Below are 13,498 nucleotides of genomic sequence, written 5' to 3'. Positions count from 1 at the left end.
TCGGCCAACTCCGGCGGTCGGCCGCTTCGGGACTCCCGCTGGCCACCGAGGGTGCCGGCTGTGCTAGCAGGGCGCGTCGGAACTACAGAGTAGGCGCTTGTGAAGGGGTGCACAAATCGCGATCTTGTCAGCTCGCGACGCGGCTCCACCTGGCCCTCCATTCCGCAAGATCGATCCGGCGGCCTCCGCCGGAGCCGCCCGGCGATTATTGCTCAATCCCGACTTCTCTGACCAATCTCGCGCCGGTACGGCGCCCGTCGATCCGCGCGCTCCGGCCCCGCGGGTGCCCGGCGTCACGGTCGGGAGCGACGGGCGGCCCGGAACCGCACGATCACCGGCGAGCGGAGGTAGGGCCAGCCCTACGGTGCACTGGGCGGGCTGCGGGATGGGTCGGCGACCCCGCCGCTGCCTAGCCTTTGGGACATGACCGCCGTTCCCGCCACCGCCGACCAGCCCAGACTGGCCCCGACGATCTACCGCCAGCTCCTCCTCGACTCCGGTTACGTGCTGCTCGCCTTCCCGTTGGCGCTGGCCAGCTTCGTCGTCCTGCTCGTGGGCACGGCGCTCGGCGTCGGCCTGGTGGTGACCGTGATCGGCCTGCCGATCCTCAGCGGCACCCTCTACGCCGCCCGCAGCTTCGCCGACATCGAGCGGCTCCGCCTGCCCCGCGTCCTGCACCAGCCCCGGGTACGCCCGCGCTACCGGTCGGCCGAGCCGGGCGCCAGCGCCTGGCGCCGGATCTTCGTGCCGATCAGCGACGCGCAGTCCTGGCTCGACCTGGCGCACGGCATCGTCAAGCTCTTCGTGGCGGTGGGCACCTTCGTGGTGACCGTCACCTGGTGGGCGGGCGCGATCGGCGGGCTCCTCTACTGGACGTACGACTGGGCGCTGCCGCGCGGCGAGGACGACGGCGACCTCGCCCAGCTGCTCGGCCTGGGCGACTCCACCCTCGCCCGGGTCGGCCTCTACACCGCCGCCGGGATCTTCTTCCTGATCACCCTGCCGATCGTGGTCCGGGCCTGCGCGGTGCTCCAGGCCCGCTTCGGCCGGGCGATGTTGACCGGGGTGGCGGAGATGCGGGACCGGATCACCGTGCTGGAGGAGCAGAAGCGGGCCGCCGCGTCCGCCGAGGCCGCCGCGCTGCGCCGGCTGGAGCGGGACATCCACGACGGCCCCCAGCAGCGGCTCGTCCGCCTGGCGATGGACCTCAGCCGGGCCCGGCAGCAGCTCGCCTCCGACCCGGAGGCGGCGGGGCGGACCCTCGACGAGGCCGTGGCCCAGACCCGGGACACGCTGGCCGAGCTGCGCGCCCTCTCCCGCGGGATCGCCCCGCCGATCCTCGTCGACCGGGGCCTGCCCAGCGCGCTGGCCGCGCTCGCCGGGCGCGGGCTGATCCCGATCGAGCTGCGGGTCGAACCCGACCTCGGCACGCCGGCCGGCCGGCTCGACCCGTCGGTGGAGAGCACCGCGTACTTCGTGGTCGCCGAGGCGCTGACGAACGTGGCGAAGCACAGCCGGGCCACCGAGTGCCAGGTGAGCGTGCTCCGGTCCGGGCAGCGGCTCACGGTGAGCGTGGGCGACGACGGCCAGGGCGGCGCGCACGTGGCGAAGGGGCACGGTCTGGCGGGGATCGCCGACCGGGTCCGCGCCGCGGGCGGCGACCTCACCGTGGTCAGCCCGCCCGGCGGCCCCACCGAGGTCCGCGCCGACCTCCCGCTGTGAGCCCGGCGTGGTAGACAACAGCACCATGCGCATCGTTATCGCCGACGACGCCGTCCTTCTCCGCGAAGGGCTGGTGCGGCTGCTCACCGAACACGGGCACGAGGTGGTGGCGGTCGTCGGGGACGGTGACGCACTCGTCGAGGCGGTGGTGACCCACCGGCCGGACGTGTCGATCGTCGACGTCCGGATGCCGCCGTCGCACACCGACGAGGGGCTGCGGGCGGCGGTGCAGGCCCGCCGGCTGGTGCCGCGGAGTCCGGTCCTGGTCCTGTCCCAGTACGTCGAGGTGTCGTACGCCGACGACCTGCTGGCCACCACCGGCGGCGCCGGCGGCGGCGGGATCGGCTACCTGCTCAAGGACCGGGTGGCGGCGATCGACGAGTTCCTGGACGCGCTGAACCGGGTGGCGGGCGGCGGCACGGTGCTCGACCCGGAGGTCGTGGGCCAGCTCTTCGCCCGCCGACGCCGCGACGACCCGCTGCGGGAGCTGACCCCGCGGGAGCGCGAGGTGCTCGGCCTGATGGCCGAGGGGCGCTCCAACACGGCCATCGCCCGCACCATGGTGGTCAGCGACGGCGCGGTGGAGAAGCACGTCCGCAACATCTTCACCAAGCTCGACCTGCCGCCCGACATCGAGCAGCACCGCCGGGTGCTCGCCGTGCTGGCCTACCTGCGCAACTGACCCGCGCGCGGCCCGTCAGGACAGGGTGCGGGCCAGTGCGACCGCTTCGGCGAGGGTGTCGGCCACCGGGTGGCCGGAGGCCCGCAGCCGGGCCGGGTCGGTGAAGCCGCCGGTGTAGAGCACCGCCCGGCCGCCCACCGCGGCGGCCGCGTCCGCGTCGTCGATCGAGTCGCCGATCAGCACCACCGAGCCCCCGTCCACGCCCAGCTCGGCGAGGTGCTTCTGGAGGGACTCGGCCTTGCGGTCACCGCCGACGGTGCCGCGCAGCCCGTCGACGCGCAGGAAGTGCCCGGTCAGCCCGAAGCCCCGCACGGCCGGCACCAGCTCGTCGTGGAACCACATCGACAGCAACGACTGGCTCCCCGGCCACGCCGCCATCGCGGCGCGCGCGTCGGCGGCCAGCTCGGCGGTGGTCAGCCCGCTGCGGTACGCCTCGTGGAAGATCCGGTCCAGCCGGCCGAACGCCTCGTCGTCGACGGCCTGGCCCAGCACCTCCGCGTAGTACTCGGCGACCGGCCGGCGGAACCGCACCCGGTGCTCGTCGGCCGTCACGCTGGGCCCGCCCACGCTGGCGAAGGCCGCGTTGGTGGCGGCGACCACCAGGCTGAGGTCGTTGAGCAGGGTGCCGTTCCAGTCCCAGACCAGATGGGGGCGCGCAGGGGTCATGTCGCCGTAGGTTACCCGGCGACGGTCACAGCTGCGGGGTGGTCAGGTCCTGGAGCAGCCGCTCCTCCTCCACCCGCCAGTAGCCGTGCTCCTTGCCGTCGAGCAGCACCACCGGCAGCCGGTCGCCGTAGTCGCGCTCCAGCTCCAGGTTGCCGGTGACGTCCCACTCGACCCACCGGTCGCCGGTGACCGCGACCACCCGTTCCAGCGCGGCCCGGGCCTCGTCGCAGAGGTGGCAGCCGGGCCGGGTGATCAGGGTGAGCCGGGCGTCACTGGACATCGGGCACCTCCGTGCGCGGGTCGGTCGGGACCGACGGGTCTTCGTCGACCGGCGCCGCCGGGGACGGCACCGGGTGCGGCGTCGTCAGAGACGCCACCGCGGCCGGGGCGGTGACCGCGGCCGCCGACCGGAGCTGGGTCTTACGGACCTTACCGATCACCGAGTGCGGCAGGGCCTCGACGAACTCGATGCCCGTCGGGCACTTGAACCGGGCCAGGTTCCGCGCGCAGTGGGCCAGCAGCTCCTCGGCGGTGACCGGGTCGTCCCCGCCCGCCCGCACCACGTACGCCCGGACAGTCTCGCCGGTCCGCGGGTGCGGCACACCCAGTACCGCCGACTCCGCCACCCCCGGGTGCGCGTCGAGCGCCAGCTCCACCTCGTGCGGGTAGACGTTGAAGCCGTTGACCAGGATCAGCTCGCCGAGCCGGTCCACCAGGAAGAGGTCACCGTCCTCGTCGGCGTAGGCCACGTCCCCGGTGGCCCACCAGCCCTCGGCGTCCGGGCCGCCGCGGCCGTCCGGCCAGTAGCCGGCGAAGAGGTTGGCGCCACGGACGACGATCTGGCCGGGGTCGGTGCCCGGGGCGGTGTCGGACAGGTCCGGTCCGTCGGCCTCGTCGTCCGGTGCGGCCACCCCGTCGCGCCACAGCTCCGTGCCGTCGGCGGCGACGAGGCGCACCTCCACACCGGGCAGCGGCCGGCCGATCGAGCCGGCCTTCGGCACGCCGCCGACCAGGGTGGAGGTGAGCACCGGCGCGGTCTCGGTGAGTCCGTAGCCGACGTGGACGGGGCATCGGGTGGCGGCCGTGAAGCGGGCGGCCACGGCCGGCTCCAGTGGCGCCGCGCCGCAGACCACCAGCCGGACCGACGCCGTCGCCGCGGCGAGCGCGCCGGCCTCCGCGGTCGACCACGCCAGCACCATCGACGGTACGCCGACCACCACGGTGACCCGGTGCCGGGCGATCTCGGCGAGCGCCGCGTCGGGCCCGGGTTCGTCCACCAGGACCCCGGTCGCGCCATGGTGGAGCACCGCGCCGAGCCCGGAGTTGAGCCCGTAGGCGTGGAACAGCGGCAGGGCCAGCAGCACCGTGTCGTCCGGGCCGACGACCGGCGGGTCGATGCGGCTCACCTGCTCCAGGTTGGCCACCAGGGCACCGTGGGTGAGCATGGCCCCCTTGGGCCGCCCCTCGGTGCCGGAGGTGTAGAGCAGCACCGCGAGGTCGTCGGCGCCCGGGGCGGGCAGGTCGAGCGTCGGCCCGTCGTCGTCGGGCCCGGCGACCGGCGGGCCGGTGTGCACGGCGGTGAGCGCGGGCAGCTCCGCGGCGAGCGGCGCCACCAGGTCGCGGATCCGATCGGTGGCGACGAGCACCGCGGCACCGGAGTCGGCCAGCACGTGGCGCAGCTCCGGCGTGGTGAGACCGGGGTTGACCGGCACCGCGACCAGGCCGGCCCGCAGGGTGGCGAGGAAGCTGGTCACGAAGTCGGGCGAGTTGGGCAGGGCGATGGCGACCCGGGCCGGCCGGCCGCTCTCGTCCGGCGCGGGCGCGGCGGCGGCGAGCGTACGGGCCACGAGGGTCACCGTCTCGTCCAGTTCGGACCAGTCGATCGTCCGGTCCCGCCAGCGGAGCGCGGGTCGGTCGCCGTGGGCTACGGCCGCCCGGCGCACCCGGTCGGCGAGGGTCGGGGCGGAGCTGCTCGCTGCGTCCTGCACGGTGGCTGAGTCTGGCACAGCGGTCGCCCCGCGACCATGCCCCGAACGCACCGGGCGGGCCGTGGGCCGCCGTCGGTCCACCGGCGCGGCGGGTGCGTCGACCGGACACCGTGGCCGGCCGTCCGGTGCGACGCGGGCCCGGTCCCGTCAACGGGACACGATGGTGTGACGCGGGTGAGCCGGCGGCGTCCCGTGGACGGGACGGCACGACACGCCCGGAGAGGGCGACGCCGGAACTGTCGGGGAGCCGACCGACACGCCCGGAACGCCGGCGGTCGTATCCGCTCTGAGCAGGGCTTCCACTCCGGACCATCGGAACTGCCCAAAGTCAACCGCACACGACGGACAACCGGTCCGCCATCTGTGCGACACGGCGGGAAATACTTCGGCCCTGTGTAACGGACTTGCCACGCGCGGGTGACGTTGGCCCTATCATCACTCGGGTCGGCTCACCCCATTTGCCGTGAGTCGACACCCCTCAGCCCGAGGAGGCCCCCGTGCCCGTCAGCGCATTGGACCAGCACCTCAAGGGGAACTGCCGCCCGTCGGCACACCCCCGACCCGCTCTGCCCGCCCGTGGCGCACTCGCCGGGCGCGGCCGGGCGGTTCGACCGGCCCGGCCGACGGCCGGCGGGACGGGGGCGGCGCGATGACGACCTTCGGCTACCGGGAACGGCCGGTCGGGTTGACCGGCCCCGCCGCCAGCAGCGCGGTCAACGAACGCTCCGCCGCCGGTCCGGGCGCGCACGACGACAGCAGCGCCCTCGCGACCCGGGGCGACAGCGCCGCCAAGCGGCTCCGCAACCGGCACCACAACGAGCCGCCCGCGCGGCCTGCGGTGCCCGGGGGTAACGCCAAACCGGCCGGCCTGGTCGTGACGCCGCCCCGACCCACCATGCCGGCCCAGAGCCGCCGGGTCGACGACTCCCCCGTAGTGGCCGATCCCCCCGCGGCGGCCGACCCGTCGGCCGGCGAGACAGCCGTGCTGCCCGCCGTGACGTCGTCCGCACCTGCCGGCACCGGCACGGGCTACCCGAGCCGCCCCGACCCGTCCGACCCGGCCACCGAGGTCTGGGCGCTGGTCGAGCGCGCCCAGGCCGGTGAGGCCGAGGCCTTCGGCCTGATCTACGACCGGTACGTCGACACGGTCTTCCGCTTCGTCTACTTCCGGGTCGGCAACCGGCAGCTGGCCGAGGACCTCACCTCCGACACGTTCCTGCGCGCGCTCAAGCGGATCGGCAGCTTCACCTGGCAGGGTCGCGACCTCGGCGCCTGGCTCGTCACCATCGCCCGCAACCTCGTCGCCGACCACTTCAAGTCCGGCCGCTACCGGCTCGAGGTCACCACCGGCGACGTGCTCGACGCCGACCGCGAGGATCGCGGTCCGGAGGGGAGCCCCGAGGCCGCGGTGGTCGAGCACATCACGAACGTGGCCCTGCTCAGCGCGGTCAAGCAGCTCAACCCGGAGCAGCAGGAGTGCATCGTGCTGCGGTTCCTCCAGGGCTTCTCGGTCGCCGAGACGGCCCGGGCGATGGGCAAGAACGAGGGCGCGATCAAGGCGTTGCAGTACCGCGCGGTCCGGGCCCTGGCCCGACTCCTCCCCGACGGCTTCCAACCGTAGTCCCGTCGGCGGGACCGGCCTGCGCTCGTCCCGAAGGCGCAGGTCAGAGCCGGTTTCACATGGTGACACTGATCACTTTATGTGATTTCCGACCCGGCGGCCCCGTAACCCGTGCCCGGCGCGCTCCGTTTCTCCGGGTGCGACCGGTGGTTGCCCCGGTATCCCCCCGGGCCCCCGAGGTCGGTGGGCCGCACCTGCCCCCGACCTCACCTCGCGGTGTCACGCTGCCGCCGGTCGTCGCCCATACGGCGGCCGACCGGCCGTGACCAGCGAGAGGAGGTGCCCGCGGTGGACAACATCCTCTTCTCCCGCCGGCGCGCCGAGCGCTTCGCCCAGCTTCTCGACGAGGCCAACGGCGCCCGGAGGCATCACGTCCGGGCCCACGTCGACCAGGAGCTGGCACCGCTCGTGGCGGTCGGGCAACGGCTCACCGCGGAGCGCCCGTCGGTCGAGGTCGACGCGGAGTTCCGCACCGGCCTGCGCGCCATGCTGCTGGCCACGGCCGAGCGTGAGGGGCTGGGCAACCAGGCCGCCGCGGCCACCGGACCGGCCGGCCAGCGCACCGAGACCAAGGGGCTGCGCAACTCCCTGCTGCCGGCGGTCACCGCCCGCCGCGCCCGGGCCCGGGGCGCGATCCTCGTCGGCGTCGCGGCCGGCGCGATCGCCGTCTCCGGCATCTCGGCCGCCAGCGAGAACGCGGTGCCGGGTGACGCGCTGTACGGGATGAAGCGGTCCACCGAACGCGCCCAGCTCGCCCTGGCCAGCTCGGACATCAGCCGGGGCCAGCTGTTCCTCGACTTCGCCCGCACCCGCCTCGGCGAGGCGGCCGAGCTGCGGGGCGACCACGCCGGCTTCAGCGCCGTCCTCGACGACATGGACGCCGACACCCGCCAGGGCGTACGCCTGCTGGCCACCGCGGCCGTGCAGCGGTCCGACCCGGCGAGCCTGGACGCGGTCAACACGTTCGTCGCCGCCCAGCGGCGGGCCGTGAGCGACCTGCTCGACGGCGCGTCCCGGCTCGACCGCGAACGCACCCGCCAGTCGCTGGCCCTGCTCGACGGCGTCCGGGAACGCTCGGACGCGCTCCGCGCGGCGATCGGGTGCAACCTTCCCGCGCCGGTGGCCAGCGACGTCCTCGGCCCGGCCCCCGCCGCCTGCCCCGCCGAACGCTGAGCGGCGCCGGCCCGGTTACCGCCGGGATGCCCGCCCGCCCTCCCGGTCCGGCTACCCTCGCTGGAGGCGCACGTACCGGTTGAGGGAGGGAGTCCGCGTGGCCCGCAGCCGGAAGGTGACGGTCAGCACCGACGTCCATGGCCACACCGCGGGCTGGGCGGAGGCCGAGGCGACCCCACCGCCCTCCGCGCCGGACCCGACCGCGGCGGCCTTCTTCGACGTGGACAACACGATGATGCAGGGCGCGTCGATCTACTGGTTCGCCCGTGGGCTCGCCGCCCGCAACTACTTCACGACCACCGACCTGGCCCGTTTCGCCTGGCAGCAGCTCCGGTTCCGGATGCTCGCGCGGGAGCACGCCGGCGACATGTCCCAGGCCAAGGAGGCGGCGCTCGCCTTCATCGAGGGCTGGCGGGTGGACGACGTGGAGCGGCTCGCCGAGGAGATCTTCGACGAGCTGATGGCTCCTCGCATCTGGGCGGGCACCCGTCGTCTCGCGCAGCGTCACCTCGACGCCGGGGAGCGGGTGTGGCTGGTCAGTGCCGCCCCTGTGGAGATCGGCCGGGTGATCGCGTCCCGGCTCGGCCTGACCGGGGCGATCGGCACGGTCGCGGAGATCGTCGACGGCGCGTACACCGGCCGGCTGGTCGGGGACCTCATGCACGGGCCGGCGAAGGCGGAGGCGGTGCGGCAGCTCGCCGCCGTGGAAGGGCTCGACCTGGACCGCTGCTCCGCCTACAGCGACTCCAGCAACGACCTGCCGCTGCTCTCGACCGTCGGCCACCCCGTCGCGGTGAACCCGGACGGCGCCCTGCTGCGCCAGGCCCGGGAGCACGGCTGGGACGTGTGCGACTTCCGCACCGGACGACGGGCGGTCAAGATCGCCGTACCGTCCACGGCGGCGGCGGGTCTGCTCGCCGGCGCGGTCAGCGCGGGCCTGGCCCTGCACCGCCGCCGTCGGGCCGGCTGACCGGTCCACGCGGCCGAGCGCCGTTCGCTACGCCCGGGTCACGGGCCGAACGGGTCCGGACGCCGCTCCAGCAGCTTGTGCAGGGTCTGCTGGATGGTCTCCCGCACCTGGTCGGCGAGGTTGAAGACGACGAGCGGATCGTCCGCCGAGTCGGTCAGGTGAGCCGTCGGGATCGGCGGGCAGAACTCGATCAGCCACTTGCTCGGCAGCGGGATCATCCCGAGCGGCCCGAGCCAGGGGAAGGTCGGGGTGACCGGGAAGTACGGCAGCTTCAGCAGCCGGGCCAGCGGCTTGATGTCGGCGAGCATCGGATAGATCTCCTCGCCGCCGACGATCGCGACCGGCACGATGGGCGTGCCGGTGCGCAGCGCGGCGGAGACGAACCCGCCCCGGCCGAAGCGCTGCAACTTGTAGCGGTCGGCGTAGAGCTTGCCGACGCCCTTGAACCCCTCGGGGAAGACGCCGACCAGCTCGCCCGCGCCGAGCAGCCGCTCGGCGTCCGGGTTGCAGGCCACCGTGCCACCCGACTTGCGGGCGAGCTCCGAGACGATGGGCATGCGGAACACCAGGTCGGCGCCGAGCAGGCGGAGGAAGCGGTGTGCGGGGTGCCGGTCGTGCAGGGCGGTGGCGAGGACCAGCGCGTCCAGCGCCACGGTGCCCGAGTGGTTGCCCACCACCAGGCCGGCGCCGTCGGCCGGGACGTGCTCCAGGCCGGTCACCTCGGTGCGGAACCAGTCGCGGTAGAGCACCCGCACCAGCGGGTGGAAGACCTTCTCGGTCAGCTCCGGGTCGAAGCCGAACTCGTCGACCTCGTAGTCGCCGGAGAGCCGCCGGCGCAGGAACGCCAGTGCGCCCGCCACCTTGCGATCCCAGGGGTCTCCCGGCACGTCGGCCACCGCCGGGTCGGCCGGCCCGGCCGGCTCGGTGGGGCGGTGGCCGTTGCGCCGCGCCGGCTCCGCGTCCGGGCCGGGCGTGTCCAGCGGTACGCCGAACCGGCGCCCCGCCTCGGCCCCGCCGCGCTCCTGCTCCGGCCCGCTCACGACCGCTCCCGGACGGCGGCGCGCACCTGGCGGATCCCGTCGAGTACGAGCTGCTCGGCGGCGGCGAGCTGCTCGCGGGTCACCACCGCGCCACCGTGGTGGGCGCGGATGAAGTCGTCGAACGCGGCGGCGGTCGAGCGCGGGGTGAAGCCGTACTCCCGCTCCAGCCGGGTGGTGTCGACCACCCGCCCGTGCACGAAGAGGTCGACCTGGTCGAGCCCGTAGCGGCCGAGACGGAGGGTGCGCGCGAGCGCGGCGGCCCCGGACAGGCCGGGCTCCAGCACGGGCACGGTCACCCGGCCGGCCCGCCGGATCGCCTGGGAGAGGGAGAGGACGCCCGGCCCGGCCACGTTGTAGGTGCCGGGATGGTCCTCGACGACGGACCGGTGCAGCACCTCGAGCGCGTCGTCGAAGTGCAGGAACTGGAGCCGGGGGTCGCGGCCGAAGACGGTGGGCACCACCGGCTGGGAGAAGTAGCGGGTCAGCGTGGTGTCGGCCGTCGAGCCGATGAACGGCGCGAAGCGCAGCACGGTCGCGGTGACATCCGGCCGCCGGCGGCGGAAGCCGCGGACGTACCCCTCGATGTCGAGGATGTCGCGGCCGAAACCGCCGCGCGGCACCTCGCGGGGCTCGGTCTCCTCGGTGAACACCGCCGGGTCCCGGAACGACGCGCCGTACGCCGCCGTCGAGGAGCGGACCACGAGCTTGCGCAGCCGCGGCGCCCGCTGGCAGGCGGCGAGCAGCTGCATCGTGCCGATGACGTTCTGCTCCTTCATCGCCGCCCGGCCGCCGTGCTGCGGATCGGGGGCGGTGACCAGGGCGAGGTGCACCACGGCGTCCACGTCGAGGTCACCGAGGAGGCCGCCGAGAGAGCCGACGTCGACCCGGAGCCGCTCCACGCCGTCGAGCAGGTCGGTGAAGTCGCCACCGGACTCGGGCGGGTCGATGCCGATCACCCGCTCGATCCGGGGGTCGGCGGCGAGCCGGGCGGCCACGTGAGCGCCGAGGTAACGACCGACCCCGGTCACGACGACGACCCCCGGAGCACCAGGGGTGCCACCGGGGGTCATCTTCCGCACCTCCCACGGCAGGCGTGATCGAGCCGGGACGTCCACGGCCTGATCACCTGAGCCTCCGAGGGTCGACAGATGGCAAGTGACGCCGCTGCCGGGCCATGGGCCCGGCCGCGGTCACTTGCCGAGACGGCGACGCTGGACGCGGGTCTTGCGCAGCAGCTTGCGGTGCTTCTTCTTAGCCATGCGCTTGCGGCGCTTCTTGACCACCGAGCCCATACGACAGCCTTTCAATGCAACGTGCGGGGCGGACCGGCTGCCACCACCACGCGGGTGGCGTCGGCGACCGCTTGCGGACAACGGACCGGACCAGCTCGGGCGTCAGGGCGCACCGGGGTGCGGTCACGGTCGGGGTCCAGGGTAGCGGGAGAGCCTCAGCAGGACCAACGCGACCCCGTCGATGCGCCCGCCGGACCCGTCCGAGCGGTCGCCGTGGGCGGGGCTCGCCCGTCCGCTCGGCACGCTCAGCGGGCCCGTCCCGCTCCCGGGCTCGGCGCTCACTCCCCGCGCTCGGCGTCACCGGGCCGGCTTTCCGGCCCCGGCTGGCCGGGTGGCTCAGGCGGTCTCCTGAAAGGCGCCCCGGAGATATTCGTGCACCGCGTGTTCCGGCACCCGGAACGACCGGCCGACCCGCACCGCGGTGAGCTCACCGCTGTGCACCAGGCGGTAGACCGTCATCTTCGACACCCGCATGACCGTCGCCACCTCGGCGACGGTCAGGAACTTGACCTCCGACAGTCGACCGTCGGACTGCGACCCCGCCATGGCTCACCCGACCCCATCCCATGCCCAGCGCACGCCCGCCCCACGGGATGCTCCCGCCCGGACCGGCGACGCGCGTGTTACCAGTACGGTAGCGGGGCCGTTGTGACCGGCGCGATCCCTTCGTACAACTGATCATGATTCGGACGCGGGTTTCACCCGTCCTGACCTGCCGGTTTCCGCCCACCTGCGCCGGGTGTCCCATTGCCGGGACCTCACCCCGGCACCCGCGGCGGCCACGCCCTACGCCGGCGCGGGTGCTCGTGCGCGAGGCGGCGGGACCCACGGTGGCGCCCGGTGGCCCCGGCGGCGCCACCGGAGCCACCGGGCGCGTGCCCCGGGCCGCTTCCGGAACGCGGTCACCGGGGCTCCGCGCTGGGAGCGGGACCAGTGTCTCAGGTGCGCCGGACGCGCCGACGGGCGGTGGATCATGAACGCGGAGACCGGCGTCACCGCGCCTCAGGTGACCAGACCGCGGATGTACGCGACGCACTGGGCGTGCAGGTCTGACCAGGGCTCGCCGAAGACGTCCTCGGCGGCCCGCTCGACCGGCACGCGTTCGTGCAGCACGGCGGCGACGAAGTCGAGCAGGCGCTGCTCCCCGAAGCGGTCGACGAGGTGCCGGACCGCGAGGTAGCCGACGCCGTAGCTGCCCGCGACCCGCTCGGCGGGCGCGTCGTCGGCGGGCGCGAGCTCGTCGAGCCGGCCGTTCCAGCCGCCCTTGATCATCGCGCGCACGTCCGCCATGCCCTGGTACCGGTCGACCGCCTGCCCCTCGGCGCCCGCGTACTCGGCCAGCCCCTCCACCACCCACCAGGTGCTCTTGCCCGGATACCCCTGGTCCGGCAGCGACGCGGCGTGGGTCAACTCGTGCCGGAGCAGTTCCCCGAGCCCGTTGGTCGTCACTCCCTCCGCGTTCAGCACCACCTCGTGGTGCCCGCCACCGACGGTGACCGCGTACCCGCCGGTCCACTTCGGCCGGTCGCCGCCGTACCAGCGCTCCCACTCGGCGCGCCCGGCGTAGTAGATCCGGTACCGGTCCGGCGTCGAGCCACCGAGCGCGTACCGGTCGGCCACCTTCGCCGCGGCCTCGGCCTGGGCCAGCAGGCCGGGCAGCCGCCCCCGCAGGGCCGGCGTGGTGGCCACGACTGTGCGCGCACCGGTCGCCACGACCAGCTCGCTGACCTCCCAGGGCCGGGTGCCGGTCTCGGCGGACTTGGACTCCTCGACGGCGACCAGCCGGGGCTGCTGGCCGTCGTCGCGCCATCGCGTGCCGGCCAGGACGGGGCTCGGCCGGCAGCCGGGCACGACGAAGCAGTACTCGTAGCGGACCAGTAGCCGCCACTCGCCGGGGCGGTCCGGGACGCTGGTGGGCAGGCCGGTCACCTCGGCCCGCCAGACGGTCACCTGGAGGGCCCGCAGCGCGGTGAACCGGCGGCGCAGGTCCGCGTGCGCGGCCGGCTCGGCGCCGGCGAGGAACCCGGCCTGGTCGCCGGCGAGCAGGGCGGCGGACTGCCGGTCCAGCGTGGCGCCGATCCGGTCGGCGAGGTCACGCGCGGCCCGCGCCGCGGGATCGTCGGGGCTCGGCTGTGCCCGCTGCAGCACCGCCCGCCCGCGGCGTTCGTCGACCACGCCGGCCAGCAGCACCGCCGGCAGCCCGCAGCCGAGCAGCAGCAGCACGACCGCTGTGAGGACCGTCCACACGGGCCGGATCCGACGCGGTACGGGCTCGTCCAGACCGTCAGTCACCCGCCGAAGGGTACGACCATCCGACCCTGTTCGGCGAGGGCGCCTCCGCCCG

General features: G+C 74.6%; 13 protein-coding genes. 5 read left to right on the top strand and 8 right to left on the bottom strand.

What is annotated here, in order from left to right:
* Positions 1-423: 423 nt before the first annotated feature.
* Together SM573_RS08520 and SM573_RS08515 are read left to right on the top strand one after the other, a co-directional pair.
* Positions 424-1,722, top strand: a complete 1,299-nt coding sequence (locus SM573_RS08520; RefSeq protein ID WP_474611175.1) for a sensor histidine kinase — start codon at positions 424-426, stop codon at positions 1,720-1,722.
* 25 nt (positions 1,723-1,747) lie between these two features.
* Positions 1,748-2,404 (top strand): response regulator transcription factor, encoded by a 657-nt coding sequence (locus SM573_RS08515; RefSeq protein WP_474611176.1) that lies wholly within the window; start codon positions 1,748-1,750, stop codon positions 2,402-2,404.
* Positions 2,405-2,419: 15 nt separating this feature from the next.
* On the opposite strand, the gene SM573_RS08510 is transcribed toward SM573_RS08515, so the two are convergent.
* Genes SM573_RS08510 through SM573_RS08500 form a run of 3 tightly spaced genes read right to left on the bottom strand, consistent with a single transcriptional unit; the run spans position 2,420 to position 5,058 of the window.
* Positions 2,420-3,070 (bottom strand): HAD family hydrolase, encoded by a 651-nt coding sequence (locus SM573_RS08510; protein ID WP_474611177.1) that lies wholly within the window; start codon positions 3,068-3,070, stop codon positions 2,420-2,422.
* Positions 3,071-3,095: 25 nt separating this feature from the next.
* On the bottom strand, positions 3,096-3,350 hold the full coding sequence (locus tag SM573_RS08505; RefSeq protein WP_474611178.1) for a glutaredoxin family protein: 255 nt from the start codon (positions 3,348-3,350) through the stop codon (positions 3,096-3,098).
* Entirely contained in the window at positions 3,340-5,058 is a 1,719-nt protein-coding gene (locus SM573_RS08500) for an AMP-binding protein (protein WP_474615864.1), read from the bottom strand. The genes SM573_RS08505 and SM573_RS08500 overlap by 11 nt, the downstream gene beginning before the upstream one ends.
* A gap of 649 nt (positions 5,059-5,707) precedes the next feature.
* Between SM573_RS08500 and SM573_RS08495 the strand changes: the two genes are divergently transcribed.
* From SM573_RS08495 to SM573_RS08485, 3 genes are all read left to right on the top strand, one after another.
* Positions 5,708-6,679 (top strand): ECF subfamily RNA polymerase sigma factor, BldN family, encoded by a 972-nt coding sequence (locus tag SM573_RS08495; protein ID WP_474615863.1) that lies wholly within the window; start codon positions 5,708-5,710, stop codon positions 6,677-6,679.
* Between the two features lie 288 nt (positions 6,680-6,967).
* A complete protein-coding gene (locus SM573_RS08490; protein WP_474615862.1) occupies positions 6,968-7,852 on the top strand; it encodes a DUF5667 domain-containing protein in 885 nt (294 codons plus the stop codon).
* Positions 7,853-7,931: 79 nt separating this feature from the next.
* Positions 7,932-8,822 (top strand): HAD family hydrolase, encoded by an 891-nt coding sequence (locus SM573_RS08485; protein WP_474611182.1) that lies wholly within the window; start codon positions 7,932-7,934, stop codon positions 8,820-8,822.
* 38 nt (positions 8,823-8,860) lie between these two features.
* Here the strand turns inward: SM573_RS08485 and SM573_RS08480 are convergent, their stop codons facing one another.
* From SM573_RS08480 to SM573_RS08460, 5 genes are all read right to left on the bottom strand, one after another.
* Complete coding sequence (locus SM573_RS08480) at positions 8,861-9,718, bottom strand: lysophospholipid acyltransferase family protein (RefSeq protein WP_474611493.1); 858 nt, start codon at positions 9,716-9,718, stop codon at positions 8,861-8,863.
* 140 nt (positions 9,719-9,858) lie between these two features.
* The gene (locus SM573_RS08475; protein WP_474611183.1) at positions 9,859-10,932 is read right to left on the bottom strand and encodes an NAD-dependent epimerase/dehydratase family protein; all 1,074 of its coding nucleotides are present in this window, start codon (positions 10,930-10,932) and stop codon (positions 9,859-9,861) included.
* Positions 10,933-11,052: 120 nt separating this feature from the next.
* Complete coding sequence (locus tag SM573_RS08470) at positions 11,053-11,154, bottom strand: 30S ribosomal protein bS22 (RefSeq protein ID WP_007465623.1); 102 nt, start codon at positions 11,152-11,154, stop codon at positions 11,053-11,055.
* Positions 11,155-11,490: 336 nt separating this feature from the next.
* On the bottom strand, positions 11,491-11,700 hold the full coding sequence (locus SM573_RS08465) for a helix-turn-helix domain-containing protein (RefSeq protein ID WP_007465625.1): 210 nt from the start codon (positions 11,698-11,700) through the stop codon (positions 11,491-11,493).
* 456 nt (positions 11,701-12,156) lie between these two features.
* On the bottom strand, positions 12,157-13,446 hold the full coding sequence (locus SM573_RS08460) for a hypothetical protein (RefSeq protein ID WP_474615861.1): 1,290 nt from the start codon (positions 13,444-13,446) through the stop codon (positions 12,157-12,159).
* Positions 13,447-13,498: the final 52 nt, after the last annotated feature.

It is taken from the genome of Micromonospora xinjiangensis, assembly GCF_056150165.1.
Note: the sequence above shows the minus strand (reverse complement) of the source record. Positions and strands in the feature narration are given on the sequence as shown.